The organism is Curtobacterium sp. MCPF17_046 (assembly GCF_003224295.1).
Classification (GTDB): domain Bacteria; phylum Actinomycetota; class Actinomycetes; order Actinomycetales; family Microbacteriaceae; genus Curtobacterium.
In genome coordinates, this window is record NZ_QKLB01000004.1 from 1 (window position 1) to 19808 (window position 19808).

The window sequence follows — 19808 nt, forward strand, 5'->3', positions numbered from 1 at the left end:
TCCGGTACGCAGGTGTCGCCGGTGGTGTCGGTTCCGGTGACGGTCGGTGGCAACGGGATCGGTGTCGTCGGTGACGGCACGAGCACCGGTGGCTCGACGACCGGTTCGACCCCGACGACCGGTACTGCTCCGGCGGCCGGTGGGTCGACCTCGGGTGAGGACGGCATCGGTTCCGGCACGCAGGTCTCGCCGGTGGTGTCGGTCCCGGTGACGGTCGGTGGCAACGGGATCGGTGTCGTCGGTGACGGTACGAGCACCGGTGGCTCGACGACCGGTTCGACCCCGACGACCGGTACCGCTCCGGCGGCTGGCGGGACGACCTCGGGTGACGGCGGCATCGGATCCGGCACCCAGGTGATCCCGGTCGTGGACGTCCCGATCACGATCGGCGACAACGGCATCGGCATCATCGGTGGCGGCTCCACGACCCCGATCGTGACGGCGCCGGGCACGACGCCGGGCACGACGCCGGGCACCGACCCGGGTACCGACCCGGGCACGACGCCCGGCACCGACCCGGGCACGACGCCCGGCACAGACCCGGGTACGACGCCGGGTACCGTCCCGGGTTCGACGCCGAACACCGGCACCACCCCCGGCGGCACGGGCAGCACGCCCGACGCCGGCACGGACCCGGTCGTGCGCACCACCCCCGGCGTCCGCACCACCCCCGTCGTCGACACCGTCCCGATCGTGGACGCCGGCACCACCCCGGTGCTCGTGACCGACGGGCTCCGGTCGACCGCGACGCTGGTCACCGCAGGTCAGGCGGCACCGGCAGCGACGGCCGACCGTGCGACGGAGGACGCCGACGGTGCCCTCGCCTACACGGGCGCGGACGACCCGGCGTTCCCGGCACTGGCAGCGCTCCTGCTGCTGCTCGCCGGCCTCGGGACGCTCGCCCTGCGACGCCGCCACTGACGGCCCGATGAGAGCGGGTGCGGAGCGCCGGGTGACCGGCGCTCCGCACCCACCTGCGCTCCGGCCGATACCGCGTCCGGTGCATCGCGACCGAACGTGCCGCCGGGTCACGTCGTCCGGAGGCGCGACCCGGGTGCGTGGCAGCGGGTCGCGCCTCCAGGACGGTCGCTCGGACCGGCGCACGTGAGGCGGGACACACGTCGAGGACGGCAGATCCGGCCGCCGCCCGCGACGCTGTGTGACGTTCGGTGCAGCGCCGGAGGCAGCGGTCGGAGGCCTGGGGTATCGTCGGGAGCACGCAAGCGCTCCGGGGTCGGTGCAAGTCCGAACCGGTGGTGACAGTCCACGAGCGACGCGCCGGGTCCGCCCGGTGCGGGGTTGACCTGGTGCAATCCCAGGACCGACGGTGAGAGTCCGGATGGGAGGAAGCGCTGACGGAAGGTGACGGTCGTTCCGCGACCCCAGCCTCCCGTCCGCCGACGACCGTCGCGCGCACCCGGAGTCCCGTTGAGAGGACACCAGTGTTCACCGGCATCATCGAGGAACTCGGCACCGTCACCGCCGTCGACGAACGCGGCGACTCCGTCGCCCTGACCGTCCGCGGTCCGCTCGTCGTCTCCGACGCACGGCACGGCGACTCGATCTCGGTCTCGGGCGTGTGCCTGACCGTCGTCGAGCAGACCCCGGAGACCTTCACGGCGTTCGTCATGAAGCAGACGCTCGACATGAGCGCGCACGGGTCGTTGCGGTCGGGCGACCGCGTCAACCTGGAGCGGGCGGCCTCGGTGGGGGACCGGCTCGGTGGACACATCGTGCAGGGACACATCGACGGCACCGCGACCGTGCTCGAGACCGACGACGGCGACGGGTGGCGACGGGTGCGCTTCGCGCTGACCCCGGAGCTGAGCCCGCTCGTGGTCGACAAGGGATCGGTCGCGATCGACGGCGTCTCGCTCACCGTGAGCGCCGTGTCCCCGGAGTCGTCCGCCCCGGATGCCGCGTGGTTCGAGGTCAGCCTCATCCCCGAGACGCTCGCGGCGACGACCCTCGGCGCACGGGTGCCCGGCGACCGGGTCAACATCGAGACCGACGTCCTGGCACGGCACGTCCGCCGCATGCTGCGCCTCGACGCCGCCGCGGCGGCACCAGGCGTGGCCGGCGCCGGAGCGGAGGCCCGGTGATGACCGCCGAGACCGCCCCCGTCACGAACGCCGGGCCGACCACGGGCGCGCGCCCGACCGGATCCCGGCCGAACCCGGGACTGTCGACCGTCGAGGACGCCCTCGCCGCGATCGCCGCAGGCCGGCCGGTCATCGTGGCCGACGACGAGCGCCGCGAGAACGAGGGCGACGTCGTCCTCGCCGCCGAGCTCGCGTCCCCGGAGTGGATCGCCTGGACCGTGGCGCACTCGTCCGGCTTCATCTGCGCGCCGGTCAGCGCCGCGATCGCCGACACCCTCGACCTGCCGCCGATGGTGGAGCACAACGAGGACGTCCGCGGGACCGCCTACACCGTGACCGTGGACGCCGCCGTCGGGGTCACCACCGGCATCAGCGCCCACGACCGGGCACGGACGCTCCGGGTGCTCGCCGACCCGGCGTCCGTCCGGGACGACCTGCACCGCCCGGGGCACATCGTCCCGCTGCGTGCGCGACCGGGCGGCGTCCGCGAGCGCGCGGGGCACACCGAGGCAGCCATCGACCTGGTCACCGCCGCGGGGTTGCGGCCGGCCGCGGCGATCTGCGAGATCGTCGACGAGCGCGGGGACATGATGCGTCTGCCGCAGCTCGTCGGACTCGGGGCACGCGAGGGCGTCCCCGTCATCACCATCGCCGCGCTGGCCTCCTGGCTGGACGCGGCCGACCGGGCGGCGGACGACGCCGCCCACACCGAAGGGACACACGCATGAGCGGAGCAGGAGCGGCGGAGCGCGAGCACGTCGACGGCAGCGGCATCCGGGTCGCGATCGTCGCCGGCCAGTGGCACGACGTCATCGCGGCGGGGCTGCTCGACGGTGCCCAGCGCGAGATCGAACGGCTCGGAGCGACCGGTCAGGTGTTCCCCGTCCCCGGGAGCTTCGAGCTGCCGGTCGTCGCGAAGGCCGCCCTCGAGGCCGGCTACGACGCGGCGGTCGCCCTCGGCGTGATCATCCGCGGCGGGACCCCGCACTTCGAGTACGTCTCGGACGCGGCGACGAGCGGCCTGACCCGGGTCGCGATCGACACCGGCAAGCCCGTCGGATTCGGGGTGCTCACCCTGGACGACGAGCAGCAGGGGATCGACCGCGCCGGGCTGCCCGGGTCCAAGGAGGACAAGGGCGCCGAGGCCGCGCACGCCGCGGTCGCCACGGCCGTCACGCTGCGCGGGCTGCGCACGCCCGCGTAGCGCCGCCGGTCCCGGCCTGGACCTGGCTCCGGACCTGGACTCCGGTCCGGACGACGCAGAACGGCCCCGCACCGTCCGGTGCGGGGCCGTTCTGCTGCGGGCGGTGACTACCGCTTGCCGAACACGTGGATCGGCAGGAAGAAGGAGAGGCTCATCAGGAGCACACCGGCGATGAACACGAAGCCCTGCCCGGAGTCGAGCTGGAACGCGAACCCGAACAGGTACATCGACACCAGCAGCAGCAGGATCGAGAAAACAGCGGCGAGGACGCGGCCCACGGTGGTACCTCCGGGAATCAGCGGGTGGATCGCACCCAGTCTATCCCCAGGACCGGGCGCGACGGTTCACCGGGACGGTTTCGTCGCGATCAGGCGGTCGACGACCTCGAGGAGGGCAGCCATGTCGACGGTGCCGCGGTCGGGCCGGACCTCACTCGCCGCCCCGAGTGACGCGGCGTGGTACAGCCCGTCGCCGAGGAGCTTCACGGCCTGCGCGGTCGGCACGTCTCCGAGGGCGTCCACGAGGGTCGCGAGCCAGGCGTTCTCGGTCTCGTCGAGCGTGCGGCCGGCTTCCTCGTACCCGGCCTGCTGCAGGCGGGACGCGGCCAACAGCGCGAGGTCGAGCTCACTGCCGACGAACTGGCAGTTCTCGACGAAGTAGCGGGCGGGTCCGTCCTCGGCCGCACGCATGCGCTCGACGTCGAGTGCGGAGAGGTCGGCGAGCCGCTCGCACAGCCCCTCGACCAGGGCGGCCTTCGACCCGAAGTGGTAGAGCAGTCCGCCCTTCGAGACACCGGCGCGTGCGGCGACGGCATCGAGCGTCGCGGGACGTTCACCCTCTTCGCACACGATGGCGACGAAGCTGTCGAGGACGCGGTCGCGAGCACTGGCCATGCGCTGAGTCTAGGGACACCCGGCGCTCCGCGGCGCCCGGAGACGGACACACGCCGTGGCCGTGCCGGTCGGGGGCGGATAGCCTCACCGAGACCGTCGAGGTCCACCACGAACAGGAGCCGCATGTCAGCGCAGACCGCGACCACCCCGAGCCCGACCCCGCCCGCGGACCCCCGATGGGCCGTCCTCGGTCCCGGCAGCATCGCCCGACGTTTCCTGTCCCAGCTCTCCGCGAGCGGCGGGGTGCTCGTCGCCGCCGGGAGTTCCTCGGTCGAGCGTGCCAGGGCCTTCGCGGCAGAGGCCGGGGAGCACGGCTTCCCGGACGTGTCCGCCGGCACCTACGACGCGGTCCTCGCCGACCCCGGCGTCGACGCCGTGTACATCGCGACCGTGCACACCGGGCACGCCGACCTGGTGCTCGCGGCGCTGCGGGCCGGCAAGGCCGTGCTGTGCGAGAAGCCGCTCACGCCCGACCACCGCACGACGACGGTGCTCGTCGACGCGGCCCGCCGTGCCGGGCTGCCGCTCGTCGAGGCGTTCATGTACCGCTTCCACCCGCAGACGGCAGCGCTGCTCGACCTCGTGCGGGACGGCGCGGTCGGTACGGTCTCCCACGTCGACGCCGCGTTCGCGTTCCGGGTCGAGGAACGCTCCGGGCGCCTGTTCGACGTCGCCACCGCCGGCGGCGGCATCCTCGACGTGGGGTGCTACCCGGTGACGATGACGGCCGCGATCGTGCAGGCCGCCACGGGGACGGCGGCCGCCGAGCCGGTGGAGCTCTCCGCCGTCGGGACGATCGGTCCGACCGGGGTCGACGAGTGGACCGCGGCGAATGCGACGTACGCGTCGGGCATCACCGCGAGCCTCCGCACCGGCATCCGCGTCGAGGACGCGAACGCCGTCGTCGTGCACGGGAGCCGGGGCACCATCACCCTCCGGGATCCGTGGACCATCGGCGGGGAGCCGGTCATCGTCGTGCAGACCGTCGACGACGCCGGCACGGAAAGGTCCTTCCCGGACGTGGCCCCGTACGGACTCGAGGCCGCGGCCACGATCGACGCCCTGCTGGCCGGCCGTGTCGACGCACCGCAGATGACGACCGACGAGACCCTGGCCACCGCGCGGACGCTCGACCGCTGGCGCGCGGCGATCGGGCTGCAGTACCCGTTCGAAGCGGAGGCGGCGGAGGACACCCCCGCGGCGGAGGACACCCCCGCGGCTGGGGAGGCTTGACGGTCCGCTGACGCCGTGGGCGCGACCGCCTGCCGGACGGGAGGCACGGACCGGCTCGCCACCGGGCCTCCCGTCCGGCGGCTGGTTGCATTTGCAACCGTGACCGTCCGGACGGTACACTAACGGGACCCTGACGGGACGCGTGACGACTTCCGCGTCCCGTCTCGTCTGCGCCGGTCCGGGAGGACCAGCGGCGCGACATGCTCGAAGTCCTGGAGTCCGCCATGTCCGCACTGCTCACCAGCCCCGTCGCCACCCGGATCACCGCGAGCCGCGCCTCCCGGTTCGCGGCGCTCGCGGTGCTCATGCTGCCGGTGCTGCTCATCTCGGTCGACAACACCGTCCTGAGCTTCGCGCTGCCCTCCATCGCGCGCGCCCTGCACCCCGATGCGACCACGCAGCTCTGGATCGTCGACGCCTACCCGCTCGTCCTCGCCGGCCTGCTCGTCGTCATGGGCAGCATCGGTGACCGCATCGGTCGCCGTCGGATCCTGGTGACCGGAGCGACCGGGTTCGCGGTGCTCTCCGTCGCCGCCGCGTTCGCGACCGAGGCATGGATGCTCGTCGCCGCCCGGCTCGCGATGGGCGTCTTCGGCGCGATGCTCATGCCCGCCACGCTCTCGATCATCCGGAACGTCTTCCCGGACGCGGGGGAGCGGCGCCTCGCGCTCGCCGTCTGGTCGACCATGTTCGCCGCCGGCAACGCCCTCGGCCCGCTCGTCGGCGGCGTCCTGCTCGCGCACTTTCACTGGGGCAGCGTGTTCCTGGTCGCCGTGCCGATCCTCGTCGTGATGCTCGTCGCCGTGCCGTTCTGCGTGCCGGAGTCCCGCGACCCCGAGCCCGGGCCCGTCGACGTCCCGAGCATGCTGCTCTCCCTCGGCGCCCTCGGCCCGCTCGTCTGGGCGATCAAGTCGCTCGTGCACCCCGAGGAACGCGGTCTGGCCGTCGCCATGGTCGCGGTCGGTGTGCTCTGCGGGATCGCGTTCGTCCGGCGGCAACTGCGCACCCGCACGCCGATGCTCGACATGCGCCTCTTCCGCAGCACGGCCTTCACCGGCAGCGTGCTCATGAACATGGCCGCGATGTTCTCCCTCACCGGCTTCCTGTTCTTCGTCGCCCAGCACCTGCAGCTCGTCGCCGGCCTGGACCCCTTCGCGAGCGGGCTCGTCCTCGTGCCGGGTGCGGTGCTCACCATCGTCGCCGGGCTCGTCGTCGTACCGGTCGTCGCCCGGGTCGCGCCGCGCTGGGTCGTCTCGGTGTCGCTGCTGTTCTCCGCGGTCGCCTACGCCCTCGTCGCCGGGCTCGGGCACCACGCGACCATCGCCGCGCTCGCCTTCGCCTTCGTGCTGCTCGGCATCGGCATCGGTGCGTCCGAGACGGTCACGAACGACCTGATCATCTCCACCGCCCCGGCGGACAAGGCCGGAGCGGCATCGGCCATCTCGGAGACCGCGTACGAGATCGGCGCCGTGCTCGGGACCGCCGTCCTCGGGACGATCCTCGCGTCGGCGTACCGGGCGAACGTCGTCGTCCCCCAAGGGCTGTCGTCCACCGCGCACACCGCGGCGGGGGAGACCCTCGGCGGAGCGGTCGCCGCGGCCGCCGAACTCGGTGGACCGGCGGGGCAGGCGCTGCTCGAGTCCGCGCGGGCCGCCTTCGACTCCGGCGTGACCACGACGGCGGGCGTCGCCGCGGCGCTCATGGTCGTCGCGGCCGCCGGTGCGGTCGTGATGCTGCGGCGGCACTGAGCCCCGTCGGCTCGTGCGGGCCCGAGCGGGCAGCCCGAGCCGTCGGCCCGCGCCGCGCCGCGCCGTCGTCCGGTGCGGTCCCGAGCGGGCACGGCCGCGTGACGGCACGCCCGGGATGGGCCGAACCTGTGAATCATGGACCCGCACCATGCCGCAGGTCCTACGTTGGGAGATGGCCGCGACGTCCGTGGCCGTCCCCCCGAACGAGGAACGACCACGACTGACATGCCCGACGCCGCCGACCTCCCGCAGGCAGACGTCCCCCAGGCCGACATGGCCGCCGCGTACAAGGCGGCCTTCCGCGGACACCCCGCCGGTGTCGCGGTCATCACCGCGGAAGGCCCGGACGGTCCGACCGGTCTCACCGCCTCGAGCGTCGCCTCCGTCGCGGTCGACCCGCCGGTCCTGGTCTTCTCGCTCTCCACGAACTCCGGGTCCGCCGGCGTCGTCCTCGGTGCCCCGGTCTTCGTGGTGCACCTGATGGACGCCCGCGGCGTCGCGCTGGCCAAGCGCTTCGCGTCGACCGGCAGCCCCGCCGCGGACGACCCGATCTGGGGCGCGCTCCCGAGCGGCGACCGCTACCTGCCCGACGCCGCCAGTGCCCTGCGCTGCCGTCCGATGTCGACGACCCCGATCGGCGGTTCGACCGTCGTCGTCGCCGAGGTGCTCGACATCGTCGTCGGCCTCGACCGCGGCGAGCCGCTGGTCTACCACAACCGGGAATTCCACTCCCTGACCGATCGTTCCCGGCTCTCGTGAGCCGCGGAACCCCGCACCGCACATCACCGATCGAAAGGACCGCACATGGCTGAGTACACCCTGCCCGAGCTCCCCTACGACTACGCCGCCCTCGAGCCGCACATCAGCGGCAAGATCATGCAGCTGCACCACGACAAGCACCACCAGGCCTACGTGACCGGTGCCAACACCGCGCTGCAGCAGCTCGGCGAGGCCCGCGAGTCCGGCAACTTCGCGAACGTCAACAAGCTCGAGAAGGACCTCGCGTTCCACCTCGGTGGCCACGTCAACCACTCGATCTTCTGGACCAACCTCGGCCCGGACACGAAGGTCCCGGAGGGCGAGCTCGCCGCCGCGATCGACGAGTTCTTCGGCTCGTTCGAGAAGTTCCAGGCGCAGTTCGCCGCGGTCGCCAACGGCATCCAGGGCTCCGGCTGGTCCGTCCTGGCCTGGGACGTCGTCGGCCAGAAGCTGACGACCTTCCAGCTGTTCGACCAGCAGGGCAACATCCCGTTCGGGCTCGTGCCGATCTTCATGCTCGACATGTGGGAGCACGCCTTCTACCTCGACTACCTCAACGTCAAGGCGGACTACGTCAAGGCCGTGTGGAACATCGTCGACTGGGAGAACGTCGCCGCCCGCTTCGAGAACGCCAAGTCGCAGAGCTTCGTCACGCTCTGAGCACCACCACGCTGAGCACCGGGACCTCGTGGACCACGTGCTCACGTGACGGTGCGGGTCGCGGAACGCGACCCCACGACGGACGGGAGGCCCGGTACCAGCTGGTACCGGGCCTCCCGTCCGTCGTCCCCGTCCCTGCACCCGGATTCAGGAGCGGACTGTGCCGACCCGGGACGCCACGGTCTCGCCGACGTGATCGGCCTCGCCGGGACGGGTGCACGGGTCGAGGGCGCCGATCTCCGCTGCCAACCGGCGCGCGACCTCCCGGAGGGTGACCTCGACGGCGGTGACGTCGCCGTCGAGGACGGCACCCCACTGGGCCCCGCGACAGGCGAGGACCGCCGCGCTCGCGGCCCGGAGCGCCGTACAGCCGTCCGCTCCGTGCGCCCGGCACCATGACGCGATGGTCTCGACGTGTGCCCGGTGCTGGCACCGGTGCCGGTCGTGCCCGGTCAGTGCCTCCACGGCGCCGAGTTCGAACGTCAGCCGGGCTGCGAGGAAGCGGTCCGGGTCCTCGAGGCCGCCGAAGACCGCGAGCAGGTACTCCGTCAGCACCTGCTCGTCGGCGTCGGGGTCGAGGCCGATGCCGGACACGTGCCGACTGAGGTGCTCCACCACGGCGTCGATGAGGCCGTCACGCGACCCGAAGTGGTACACGATCGGGTACGCGCTCGTCCCGAGGACGCGACCGAGGCTCCGCACAGACACGTCCTGCAGACAGGTGCCGTGCAGGTGGTCCGTGACCTTGGCGACGATCGCCGGCTTCAGGGACGGGTCCGGTTGACGAGGCATGGTCTCTCCCGAGCGAGGAACAGGCGGACGACCGCCACGAGGCCGAGCGGACATGCAGCATGTTACCGGACACGTCCGCGGCCGCGTTCGAACCGGTTGCGGGAGGGGGGGCTCCGAGACGACGGGATCAGGCCGTCGGGTCTGGTGCCACCGGCTCGGTCGGCGCTGCCGCCGGGTCGGTCGGTGCTGCCGCTGGGTCGGTCGGTGCTGCCGCCGTGTGCGCGGGTACTGCCGCGGCCTCCGCGGGCACCACCTCGTCCAGTTCCGCCCGCACGACGAGGGTCTGCACGAGGCCGGACGCGAGCGGGGCGAGTCGGATCTCCACGCGGAGCCGCCCGCGGGCGCCCGGCACCCACCAACGCAGGTGCGTCGGCGTCGCGGACCGTTCGGCCACGGGCGGTGCGGACAGGTCGGCGGCGACCTCCGCCACGGCGCGGTCGATCGCTGTTCGTCGCCGGTGCCACGGGACGTCGAGCGGGACGTTCTCGGCGCAGACCGCGCCGGCCTCCGCATCGGACCAGTCCGCCAGCAGACGCGTCACGGACCGTTGCGCAGCACGCGTCGACGGCAGGACCGGTTCGCTGCCGGGGCCTCGTTCGTCGTCCCGCGACCGGGTCACGGGCATGCCGGTCGCGGCGGGGACCGCGTGCGGGACCGCGACACCCGGGACGGCGTCCGCGAGGAGCAGGTCGAGTGCCCGCGTCGCGGCCGCGGAGACCTTCGCCTGCGTGGCGTTCTCGAACGCGACCACGCCGAGTCCGGTCGTGACCGACCAGCGCATGTGGGCGGAGAACCCCGGGTAGCCGCCGGAGTGCGACACGATCGGGCCGACCGCCGGGTCGTGCTCCACGAACAGGCCGAAGCCGTAACCGGCGGTCCGGGTCGACCCGGGCAGGGTCCCGGGCGGGAGGACCCGCATCGCCTGCTGCATCGCGCGACGCTCCGCCGTGGTGAGGGGTCCGGCGTCGGATCCGGCACTGCCCCCCTCTGCGAACGGTGCGGCGGTCCCGTCGAACGCCGCAGCGAGCCACCGACCCCACCGGGCCAGGTCCCGCACGGTCGAGAACAGGCCGCCGATCGGCGAGAACGCGCCCGGGCCGGTCGTCGTCAGCGCCTCCCAGTCGTCGCCGACACGGCGGTGGCCGGTGACCACGAGACCACGGGCGTCGGCCGCGGCGAACACGGTGTCGTCGAGCCCGAGCGGGCGGAGCACACGTTCCGTCGCCACGGTCGGGAAGGGCGCCCCGGCGACGACCGACACCGCCCGACCGAGGAGTGCGTAGCCGAGGTTCGAGTAGGCGAACCCGGTCCCCGGCACGGAGTCGAACAGCAGACCGCTGCGGAGGACGTCGTCCAGGTCCTGGTCCCGGAGCGCCTCCTGTCGGTCCGCCCACGGGTCGTCCGTCGGGAAGCCCGCGGACATCGTGAGGAGCATCCGGAGGGTCGGGACGGGGGAGTCCGCGGTGGGCAGCCGGACCGCGGCGAACGCGGGGACGAACTCCGTGACCGGGGTGTCGAGGGACACCAGGCCGTCCGCGACGAGGCCGAGCAGGGTCGCGGCGGTGACGCTCTTCGTGCACGACGCGATGCGGTAGACGGTGTCGGCATCGGGTGCCCGGCCGTCCCCGCGGTCCCCGTGTCCGCCCGAGGCGACGAGCCCGTCCCGGTCGAACACGCCCCAGACGCTGCTCGGAGCGATGCCGTCCAGGACGCGCTGCCGGTGCAGTTCGTCGACGGTGCCGAGCACGTCTGCGCTCGGCCGGCTCATGCGCGGCGCATCTCGGCGTAGGCGTCGAGTGCCCGCTGCCGACTCGTCTTGAGGTCGAGCATCGGCTCCGGTCGGTCCTCGTCCGCGGGCACCCACCGGCGGACGTACTCGCGGTGCGGGTCGAACCGTTCGAGCTGACGGTCGGGGTTGAACACCCGGAAGTACGGCGCGGCGTCGAAGCCCGAGCCCGCCACCCACTGCCAGTTCGCCGCGTTGTTCGCCGCGTCGGCGTCCACCAGGGTGTCCCAGAACCACTGCTCGCCGATGCGCCAGTCCACGAGCATGTTCTTGACGAGGAAGCTCGCCGTGGCCAGGCGCACCCGGTTGTGCATCGCGCCGGTGTGCCAGAGCTCACGCATCCCTGCGTCGACCAGGTCGAAGCCGGTCGTGCCGTGTCGCCATCGGTCGAGTTCGGCGTCCGAGGCCTCCCGCCACGGGAACGCGTCGAACTCCCGCCGCACGTTCGTCCGGGCGATGTCGTCGCAGTGGAAGTACTCGTTCCAGTTGAACTCCCGCCAGGCGAGCTGCCGGAGGAAGGCCGGTGCCGCGCGGCGCTGGTCGGGTTCGAGCGTCTCGTGCAGGCGGTGCCAGACCTGGTACGGGCTGATCTCGCCCCAGCGCAGGTGCGGCGAGAGACTGCTGGTCGCTGCCTGCGCGGGCTCGTCCCGCTGGTCGTAGTCCGCGAGTGCCTCGTCGATGAACCGTTCCATCCGGTCCCACGCGCCGTGCTCGCCGGGCGTCCAGGCATCGCGCATGCCACCCGCCCAGTCCGGCGCGGTCGGCAGGAGTGCCCAGTCCTCGAGCGTGTCCGAGGCGACGTCCGCAGGCGGGGCGATCGTCTCCGGCTCGGGCCAGGGGTGCCGCGGCTCCGGCATCGCCTGCGCGGCGCGCCAGAACGGCGTGAACACCTTGAACGGTTCGCCCTTCCCGGTCAGGATCGTCCACGGTTCCCAGAGCAGGGTGCCGGCGGAGCTGTGCGCCTCGACGCCGCCGGCGACGAGGCCGGCCTTGATGCCCGCGTCGATCTCCCGTTCGACGCGGCCGTAGCGACGGTTCCAGAACACGGCGTCCGCGCCGGACTCCGCGACGAGGTCCGCGATCACGTCGGCCGCGGCACCCCGCCGGAGCACGAGCGCGGTGCCGTGCGCGCGGAGGTCGGTGTCGAGTGCGGCCAGGGACTGGTGGAGCCACCACCGGGCCGCGGCGCCGTGCGGGCGGATCCCCTCGCTCTGTTCGTCGAGCACGTAGACGACCGTGACCGGGCCCCCGCGGTCCACCGCCGAGCGGAGCGCCGGGTTGTCCGCGATCCGGAGGTCGTCGCGCAGCCAGACGACCGAGCCGCTCATGCCGACGCCCGATCCGGCACGGTCGCGACCGACCTGCGCGTCGCGGGTGTGGCGGCGGCGGCGACGCGGAGCTTCGTGCAGAGCTCGGTGAGCGTCCGCAGCTCGGCGTCGTCGAGCCCGGCGCCGACCTGCGCCGCGATGGTGGCCGCGTGCTGCACGGCGACCGTGCGGTACACGTCGTAGCCGTGCGCGGTGAGGGCGACGATCACCCCCCGCGCGTCGGTCGGGTCGGGCTGCTTCTCGACGATCCCCTTGGACGCGAGGCGGTCGACCAGGCGGCTGACGCTCGGCTGCGTCAGGAGCAGGTGGCCCGTCAGGTCGCGCATCCGGCAGCGGCGGCCGGGTTGGGTCGACAGGTTGAAGCAGACGTCGTACTCGTTGAAGGAGATCTCGGCCGAGGGGAACTCGGTGTTGAGGTTCCGCATCACGGTGACCTGCGCGCGGAACAGTGACTCCCACGCCGCGACCGCGGTGGCCTTCTCGCTGCGGTGATCGCTCACGGTTGTGTCCCTCCGGTCGATGGACCCCCACCCTACCGAGGGGTACCGACGAGGAACGCGGGCCGGCCGCCCGAGTGGACGACCGGCCCGCTCCCTTGCACCGGGAGATTCCTGCAATCACATTCCACAGCCGGTGCCACAGCAAACACCGACTGCACGTCCGACTGTATAACGAAGCGGTAACGCCAGGGAAGGCGGCCACGCCGCCTGTTCCTGCGAGTTGCCCGAGCGCTCGTCGAGCGTCGGTTCAGAAGAGGTCGGGCGACGGCGTGGAGGCGTAGCGCACGGAGACGTCGGCGTGCCGGTCGAAGCGGTACCCGACACCGCGGACCGTCCGCACGATCTCCTCGAAGGCGCCGAGCTTCGCCCGCAGACGGCGGACGTGGACGTCGATGGTGCGCTCGTTCGGCGTCTCGTCGTCGCCGGCGGACCAGAGGCCCTCGATGATCGCCGAACGGTCGACCGTGCGCCCCTCGCGGAGGACGAGGAACTGCAGCAGCTCGAACTCCTTGAAGGTCAGCGGCGCGGTCTCGCCGTCGAGGACGACCCGCTTGCGCGAGATGTCGATGACGACACCGGTCTCCTCCGGTTCCGGCTTCTCGGTCTGCTTGCGCGCGGCCACCGCCGACCGGTCCTGCAGCGCCAGCCGGACCACGTCGACGTCCCGTCCGCCGGACCCCTCCGCGGCGACGGCGACGGCGGCGTAGGTCTCCGCCGACGGCACGAGCTGAGCGGTGAGCGCCTTGAGCTGCTCGACGACGGCAGCCAGGGTCGTACCGGCTGCAGCTGCCGCGGCCTCGTCGAGTCCGACGTACAGCGCGAACCCGCGGGCCTCCGTGCCCTCCGGCAGTGCGCGGTTGCGCTGCGGGGCGACGACGGGGCTGGTCGGGACGGCCGTCCGGTCGGCGGCTGGCCGCACGGGCTGGGCGACCGGAGTGCGACGTGTTCCGATCGGCGTCACGCTGCCGAGGTCGGTGGGTGCGGACGCGGTCGTCCGGAGCCCGGCGACGCTCCGGTCACGGGCGGCGTCGGTGTGGGCGGTGCGGGGCTGGGCGATGGTGAGCGACATGGTGCGGTCTCCGGGTGGTGCGGCCGAGCGGAGTGGTGGAGCATCGGCCGGTGTCGAATGCGTCGGCCCGGGTCGGCGGTACACCGATCTGCCCAGCGGTCCCTGCGCGGGACCGGGGCTCATCCGGGGGAACGGGGTCCGACCTCGTGACGGTGGTGCGCGTCGTCGACGGGGTCGTCACCGCGGGATCACGCTCGCGCGACGGGGGTGGTGTCGCGGAGGATCCGGCTGGAACGGGTACCGATCAGGCACACATTCGACAACGCATGACCGCCGTGGTCGGCATCATCATGCCGACGGTCCCCTTGGCCTCGCGGAGGGCTCGGGTGGACGGGGTTGCAGTCATGGCCCGAGTATCCGTGGTGTACCAACGCCGTGTCAACCGTCCGCACGGACGGTGACGTGCGCGGACAGTGCCGCCACGTGACGGACGGGAGGCCCTCCATCCGTCGGATGGCGGGCCTCCCGTCCGTCACGTGGTGCGGTCGCTAGTCGGCCAGACCGTAGAGGCGGTCGCCCGCGTCGCCGAGGCCCGGGACGATGTACCCGTTCTCGTCGAGGCGCTCGTCGAGCGCGCCGAGGACGATCGTGACGTCACGGTCGCCGACCGCCTTCTCGAGGGCGGCGAGGCCCTCGGGCGCGCCGAGGATGCAGACGCACGTGACGTCGACCGCACCGCGGTCGAAGAGGAACTCGATCGCCGCGGCGAGGGTCCCACCGGTCGCGAGCATCGGGTCGAGCACGAAGCACTGGCGGTTCGACAGGTCGTCCGGCAGCCGCTCGGCGTAGGTCTGCGGCTCGAAGGTCTCCTCGTCGCGGGCCATGCCGAGGAAGCCGACCTCGGCCGTGGGGACGAGCTTGACCATGCCTTCGAGCATGCCGAGTCCGGCGCGGAGGATCGGCACGACGAGCGGACGGGGCTTCGCGATGGCCACGCCCATGGTCTGCGCGACCGGCGTGCTGATCGGCGTCGCCGTGACCCGGACGTTGCGCGTGGCCTCGTACGCGAGGAGCGTGACGAGCTCCTCGGTCAGGGCACGGAACGTGGGGGAGGGAGTGGTCCGGTCGCGGAGCACCGAGAGCTTGTGGGTGATGAGCGGGTGGTCGGCGACATGGACTCGCATAGGGTCGAGCGTACCGCGCCGCACCCCGACCGGCGGTCGCGGCCGTCGTCGGCGTCGGGGTGGAGGACGTGTGGAGCACCCGGCCGGACGACCGTTCGTCCCCGCCATGGAGCTGGCGCTGGCCGAGGCGCGGGCGTGCCTGGCCACCGGCGACGTCCCGGTCGGTGCCGTCGTGCTCGACGCCGCGGGGGACGTCGTCGCCGTGGGTCGCAACGAACGGGAGGCCCGTCAGGACCCGACCGCGCACGCCGAGGTCCTGGCGTTGCGCGCGGCCGCCGCGGTCACGGGGGACTGGCACCTGACCGCGCACACGCTCGTCGTCACGCTCGAACCGTGTCCGATGTGCGCCGGGGCACTGCTCGCCGCGCGCGTGCCACGGATCGTCTTCGGAGCGTGGGACCCCAAGGCGGGCGCGAGCGGCAGCGTCTACGACATCGCCCGTGATCGTCGGCTCCCACACCGCGCCGAGGTCGTCGCCGGGGTGCTCGAGCAGGACTGCGCGGCGCTCCTCGACGCCTTCTTCGCCGGGCGCCGCTGACGAGGCCGGGCGGCCGCCGGGACCGGTCCGTCAGTCGGCGGCGCGGAGCACGATCGCCTCGGTCGACGGGTGCGGCCCGTCCCGTCGGACGTCCGGCTCGATGTAGATGACCCGGGCGATCGGCACCGCGGCGCGCACGCGCTCCTCGACCGTGTCGATGCCGGCGGCGACGTCCCCGAGACGACGGTCGCCGTCGACCGCCACCTTGACGCCGACCATGAGCTCGTCCGGACCCAGGTACAGGGTCTTCAGGTGGATCACCGAATCGACCTCGGGGCCGTCGAGCACGGCCTGCTTGATCCGGGCGACGTCACCGGAGCTGGCGCCCTCGCCGACGAGCAGGCTCTTCGTCTCGACACCGAGCACGAGCGCGACGGCGATGAGCAGCACCGCGATGAGCACCGTGCCGATCGCGTCGAAGACCCCGTTGCCGGTGAGCACGGTGAGGCCGACGCCGAAGAACGCGAAGACGAGGCCGATCAGGGCCGCGGTGTCCTCGAGCATGACGACCGGCAGCTCCGGGGCCTTCGCGCGGCGGACGAACTGCACCCACGACTGGTCGCCCTTGTGCGGCCGTGCCTCCCCGAGCGCCGTGCGCAGCGAGAAGCCCTCGAGCCCGATCGCGATGACGAGCACGGCCATCGGCAGCCACCAGTTCTCGAGCGGGTGCGGGTGGGCGAACTTCTCGATGCCCTCGTACAGCGAGAACACGCCGCCGACCGAGAAGAGCACGATCGAGACGACGAAGGCGTACACGTACCGCTCACGGCCGTGACCGAACGGGTGCTCCTCGTCGGCGGCCTTCCTCGCCCGCCGGCCGCCGAGCAGCAGGAGCAGCTGGTTCGCGGAGTCGGCGAGGGAGTGCACGCCCTCCGCGAGCATCGACGCGGACCCGCTGATCGCCGCCGCGATGAACTTCACGATCGCGATCCCGACGTTCGCACCGAGTGCGGCGAAGATCGCCTTGGTCCCTCCGGAAGCGCTCATGTGGCTGTCCGACCCCTTCTCGTACCGACCTCGACCACGATACTGGGCCGCCGGCCGTCGGGACGGTCCCGGTCGTCGGTAGGGTCGGGCCATGACCATCGCACTGCCCCGCGTCGCCATGCTCGGCGTCGGTTCCATGTCCGGCGCGGTCCTGCAGGGGCTCCTCGCCGCCGGGGTCTCGCCGGACTCCGTGGCCGTCACCACCCGGTCCGAGGCGTCCGCGTCGGCACACCGGTCCACCGGGCTGCACGCCGTCGCGTCCGAGGTGGACCCGGACGCGAACCGGGCCGCCGTGCGCGGGGCCGGCGTCGTGGTGCTCGGCGTGAAGCCCTTCGGCGTCGTGGACCTGCTCGACGAGGTCGCCGCCGACCTCGAGCCGGACGCGGTCGTCGTGAGCGTCGCCGTCGGCGTGACCACCGCCTCCATGGAGGCCCACGTGCCTGCCGGCGTCCGTGTCGTCCGTGCCCTCCCGAACACGCCGATCGGGGTCGGCCTCGGGGTCACCGGGATCAGTGCCGGCGCGTCGGCCGACGCCGAGGCGGTCGCCCTCGCATCGTCCGTGTTCGCCGTGTCCGGGGACGTCCTCGACGTCCCGGAGGCGCAGCTCGACGCGCTGTCCGCGGTGTCCGGGTCGGGCCCCGCCTACGTCTTCCTGTTCGTCGAGCAGTGGCAGCGGTCCGCGGAGGCGCTCGGGTTCAGCCCCGACCAGGCACGGACGATGGTGCAGGGCACGGTCCGCGGGGCGGTCGAGCTCCTCGCGCGGTCCGGCAGCGAGCCGGCCGACCTGCGCCGCGCGGTGACCAGCCCGAAGGGCACGACCGAGCGTGCCGTGGCCGTGCTGCAGGACGCCGACCTGGCCGACGTGCTCGAACACGCCGCCCGGGCCGCGATGGCCAGGGCCGAGGAGCTGTCGCGGCTCTGAGCCCGACCCCCGGCGGGGTTACTCGAGCGCCGCGAACCGTTCGAGGTCCGTCTCCGTGCCCGAGACGATGATGACGTCGTCCTCGCCGATGACACTGTCCGGCGTCGCCGGCACGAACGCCTGACCGGGCGGCTTGATGCCGAGCACCGTCAGACCGTGCCGCGTCCGGATGACCGTGGTCGCCAGGTCCCGCCCGCGGACCGCCCGCGGCGGGAACATCTTCACCACGGCGAAGTCGTCGTCGAACTCGATGAAGTCGAGCATCCGACCGGACACCAGGTGCGCCGTGCGCTCGCCGGCCTCCCGCTCGGGGTAGACCACGTGGTTCGCGCCGATGCGGCTGAGGATCGTGCCGTGCGAGCGGCTGATCGCCTTGGCCCAGATCTGCGGGACGCCGAGGTCGACCAGGTTGGCCGTGATGAGCACGCTCGACTCCAGGTCCGAACCGGTGCCGACGACCGCGATGGCGAAGTCCTGCGCGCCGATCTGCTTGAGCGCGTCCATGTCGGTCGCGTCGGCCTGGACGGCGTGCGTCACCCGGTCCGACCACTTCTGCACGAGCGCGGCGTCCGTGTCCACGACGAGGACGTCACGCCCCTGCCGTTCGAGCTGCCCGGCGGTCGCGGCACCGAACCGCCCGAGACCGATCACGAGGACCGGGGCGTCGTGGCTGACGGGACCCTGCTGGGCGTGCGGACGGTGTCGGTCAGCCAACGATCGGCCTCTCCTCGGGACGGCGGAACAGCTGCCGGCTCTGACTGGCGGCGAGCGCGGCGGCGATGGTCACTGTACCGACACGACCGAGGAACATCGTGGCGGCGAGCACGTACTTCCCGGACTCCGGCAGGTCGGCGGACACCCCGGAGGACAGCCCGCACGTCGCGAAGGCCGAGATCACCTCGAACAGGACGCGGTCGAGCGGCTCGTGCGTGATCTGCAGCAGCACGACGGTGGCGACCGCGACGATGGTCGCCCCCCAGAGGACGATCGCGACCGCCACGCGCAGGACGTCGCTCGGGATCCGACGGCCGAACACCTCCATGCTCTGCCGGCCACGGGCTTCCGCGACGGCTGCGAGGAAGAGCACGGCGAGCGTGGTGACCTTGATGCCGCCGGCGGTGGAGGCGGAGCCGCCACCGATGAACATGAGCATGTCGGTGACGAGCAGGCTCGAGCCGTTCAGTTCGTCGAAGTCGACGAGCGAGAACCCACCCGACCGCGTCATCGTCGACAGGAAGAGCGCCTGGAACGCGGTGCGCCCGGCGCCCTCCTGTCCGAACGTCTCGGGGTTAGACGCTTCGAGGGCGATGTACGCCGCCGTGCCGCCGAGGAGCAGCACGAGGCTCGTCGCGAGCGTGAGCTTCACGTGGATGGGCCAGCGGCGGGGGGACCGGAGCTGCTTCGTCAGGGTCCGGATGACCGGGAACCCGATCGACCCGGCCACGACGCCGACCATCAGGAGGCTGAGGAACCAGTAGTCGTGGGCGTACGGGTCGAGACCGTCAGCGTTCGGCGCGAAGCCCGTGTTCGTGAAGGCCATCGCCGAGTAGTAGAAGGAGTCGCCGACCGCCGTCCAGAACGGCACACCGGTGACGAGCACGCTCGGCAGGAGCAGCAGACCGATGACCACCTCGATCGTCAGTGTGCTCACCGCGACGGTGAGCAGCAGCGTGCCGACGTCGCCGAGGCGGACCGCCTGGCCCTCCGGCACGGCGCCGTGGTGCGTGCGCAGCGGGTTCGAGTCCCCGGCCGCGATGAGCTTGGCGCGCAGCCCGAGGCGGCGGGTGACCACGAGCCCGAGGATCGAGGCGAAGGTGAGCACGCCGAGCGCACCGATCTGCGTCCCGATGACGACGAGGACCTTGCCGAACACCGACCAGTGCGTCGCCATGTCGACCGTCGCCAGGCCGGTGACACAGACGACGCTCGCCGCGGTGAACAGGGCGTCGGAGAAGTGCGTCACGGTCCCATCCGCCGACGCCATCGGGGTCATGAACAGCGCCGTGAACAGGAAGATGAGCACGATGAAGACGAGGATCGCTAGCCGCGAGGGCGACGAGCGCAGGGCCGTCACGAGCTTCCCCGGGCGGCGCTGACCCGACAGGTCCCCGACGGTGGGGACCGGCTCGGTGCGGTCGAGCATCGTATGCCTCCGGGGACATG

19 protein-coding genes, 2 pseudogenes and 1 riboswitch are annotated in these 19808 nt (G+C 72.6%); of the genes and pseudogenes, 10 read left to right on the forward strand and 11 right to left on the reverse strand.

Annotation, left to right across the window (positions count from 1 at the left end):
- The 4 genes and pseudogenes from DEJ32_RS04660 to ribH all read left to right on the forward strand — a co-directional run.
- Window positions 1–921: pseudogene (locus DEJ32_RS04660) on the forward strand (hypothetical protein); the annotation flags it as partial.
- Between the two features lie 300 nt (window positions 922–1221).
- Window positions 1222–1355, forward strand: a riboswitch (FMN riboswitch).
- A gap of 87 nt (window positions 1356–1442) precedes the next feature.
- Entirely contained in the window at window positions 1443–2102 is a 660-nt protein-coding gene (locus tag DEJ32_RS04665) for a riboflavin synthase (RefSeq protein WP_110900476.1), read from the forward strand.
- Window positions 2099–2806, forward strand: a pseudogene (gene ribB / locus DEJ32_RS04670) (3,4-dihydroxy-2-butanone-4-phosphate synthase); the annotation flags it as partial. The gene DEJ32_RS04665 and the pseudogene ribB, both read left to right, overlap by 4 nt.
- A gap of 20 nt (window positions 2807–2826) precedes the next feature.
- Entirely contained in the window at window positions 2827–3306 is a 480-nt protein-coding gene (gene ribH, locus DEJ32_RS04675; protein WP_110824669.1) for a 6,7-dimethyl-8-ribityllumazine synthase, read from the forward strand.
- A 107-nt stretch (window positions 3307–3413) separates the two neighbouring features.
- Here the strand turns inward: ribH and DEJ32_RS16150 are convergent, their stop codons facing one another.
- Both DEJ32_RS16150 and DEJ32_RS04680 read right to left on the reverse strand, forming a co-directional pair.
- The gene (locus tag DEJ32_RS16150; RefSeq protein ID WP_181419557.1) at window positions 3414–3584 is read right to left on the reverse strand and encodes a hypothetical protein; all 171 of its coding nucleotides are present in this window, start codon (window positions 3582–3584) and stop codon (window positions 3414–3416) included.
- 66 nt (window positions 3585–3650) lie between these two features.
- Entirely contained in the window at window positions 3651–4199 is a 549-nt protein-coding gene (locus DEJ32_RS04680; RefSeq protein ID WP_110824668.1) for a TetR/AcrR family transcriptional regulator, read from the reverse strand.
- Window positions 4200–4322: 123 nt separating this feature from the next.
- On the opposite strand from DEJ32_RS04680, the gene DEJ32_RS04685 reads away from it, so the two are divergent.
- From DEJ32_RS04685 to DEJ32_RS04700, 4 genes are all read left to right on the forward strand, one after another.
- Window positions 4323–5432 carry a Gfo/Idh/MocA family protein gene (locus DEJ32_RS04685; RefSeq protein WP_110900478.1) on the forward strand — a complete coding sequence of 370 codons (1110 nt, stop codon included), beginning with the start codon at window positions 4323–4325 and terminating at the stop codon, window positions 5430–5432.
- 224 nt (window positions 5433–5656) lie between these two features.
- A complete protein-coding gene (locus tag DEJ32_RS04690) occupies window positions 5657–7180 on the forward strand; it encodes an MFS transporter (protein ID WP_110900620.1) in 1524 nt (507 codons plus the stop codon).
- Between the two features lie 225 nt (window positions 7181–7405).
- Window positions 7406–7939, forward strand: a complete 534-nt coding sequence (locus DEJ32_RS04695) for a flavin reductase family protein (protein WP_258368901.1) — start codon at window positions 7406–7408, stop codon at window positions 7937–7939.
- A gap of 45 nt (window positions 7940–7984) precedes the next feature.
- A complete protein-coding gene (locus tag DEJ32_RS04700; protein ID WP_110890052.1) occupies window positions 7985–8599 on the forward strand; it encodes a superoxide dismutase in 615 nt (204 codons plus the stop codon).
- Window positions 8600–8746: 147 nt separating this feature from the next.
- Here the strand turns inward: DEJ32_RS04700 and DEJ32_RS04705 are convergent, their stop codons facing one another.
- The 6 genes from DEJ32_RS04705 to upp form a co-directional block, all read right to left on the reverse strand.
- Window positions 8747–9391, reverse strand: coding sequence for a TetR/AcrR family transcriptional regulator (locus DEJ32_RS04705; RefSeq protein ID WP_110900479.1), 645 nt, complete (start codon window positions 9389–9391; stop codon window positions 8747–8749).
- A 127-nt stretch (window positions 9392–9518) separates the two neighbouring features.
- Window positions 9519–11159 carry a serine hydrolase gene (locus DEJ32_RS04710; RefSeq protein ID WP_110900480.1) on the reverse strand — a complete coding sequence of 547 codons (1641 nt, stop codon included), beginning with the start codon at window positions 11157–11159 and terminating at the stop codon, window positions 9519–9521.
- The gene (locus DEJ32_RS04715) at window positions 11156–12505 is read right to left on the reverse strand and encodes a deoxyribodipyrimidine photo-lyase (protein WP_110900481.1); all 1350 of its coding nucleotides are present in this window, start codon (window positions 12503–12505) and stop codon (window positions 11156–11158) included. The genes DEJ32_RS04710 and DEJ32_RS04715 overlap by 4 nt, the downstream gene beginning before the upstream one ends.
- Window positions 12502–13005 (reverse strand): MarR family winged helix-turn-helix transcriptional regulator, encoded by a 504-nt coding sequence (locus DEJ32_RS04720; RefSeq protein ID WP_258368902.1) that lies wholly within the window; start codon window positions 13003–13005, stop codon window positions 12502–12504. Before DEJ32_RS04720 ends, DEJ32_RS04715 begins: the two co-directional genes overlap by 4 nt.
- 247 nt (window positions 13006–13252) lie before the next feature.
- Complete coding sequence (locus DEJ32_RS04725; RefSeq protein WP_258368903.1) at window positions 13253–14074, reverse strand: winged helix-turn-helix domain-containing protein; 822 nt, start codon at window positions 14072–14074, stop codon at window positions 13253–13255.
- A gap of 488 nt (window positions 14075–14562) precedes the next feature.
- Window positions 14563–15198, reverse strand: coding sequence for a uracil phosphoribosyltransferase (gene upp / locus DEJ32_RS04730; RefSeq protein WP_110890048.1), 636 nt, complete (start codon window positions 15196–15198; stop codon window positions 14563–14565).
- A 106-nt stretch (window positions 15199–15304) separates the two neighbouring features.
- Between upp and DEJ32_RS04735 the strand changes: the two genes are divergently transcribed.
- Window positions 15305–15736, forward strand: coding sequence for a nucleoside deaminase (locus DEJ32_RS04735; RefSeq protein WP_110890187.1), 432 nt, complete (start codon window positions 15305–15307; stop codon window positions 15734–15736).
- Between the two features lie 30 nt (window positions 15737–15766).
- On the opposite strand, the gene DEJ32_RS04740 is transcribed toward DEJ32_RS04735, so the two are convergent.
- The gene (locus DEJ32_RS04740; protein WP_110824661.1) at window positions 15767–16723 is read right to left on the reverse strand and encodes a cation diffusion facilitator family transporter; all 957 of its coding nucleotides are present in this window, start codon (window positions 16721–16723) and stop codon (window positions 15767–15769) included.
- Between the two features lie 91 nt (window positions 16724–16814).
- Here DEJ32_RS04740 and proC point away from each other — a divergent pair, with 91 nt between their 5' ends.
- Window positions 16815–17645, forward strand: coding sequence for a pyrroline-5-carboxylate reductase (gene proC, locus DEJ32_RS04745; RefSeq protein WP_110900482.1), 831 nt, complete (start codon window positions 16815–16817; stop codon window positions 17643–17645).
- 18 nt (window positions 17646–17663) lie between these two features.
- Here the strand turns inward: proC and DEJ32_RS04750 are convergent, their stop codons facing one another.
- Both DEJ32_RS04750 and DEJ32_RS04755 read right to left on the reverse strand, forming a co-directional pair.
- A complete protein-coding gene (locus DEJ32_RS04750; protein ID WP_110824659.1) occupies window positions 17664–18359 on the reverse strand; it encodes a TrkA family potassium uptake protein in 696 nt (231 codons plus the stop codon).
- A complete protein-coding gene (locus DEJ32_RS04755) occupies window positions 18352–19788 on the reverse strand; it encodes a TrkH family potassium uptake protein (RefSeq protein ID WP_110824658.1) in 1437 nt (478 codons plus the stop codon). Before DEJ32_RS04755 ends, DEJ32_RS04750 begins: the two co-directional genes overlap by 8 nt.
- Window positions 19789–19808: the final 20 nt, after the last annotated feature.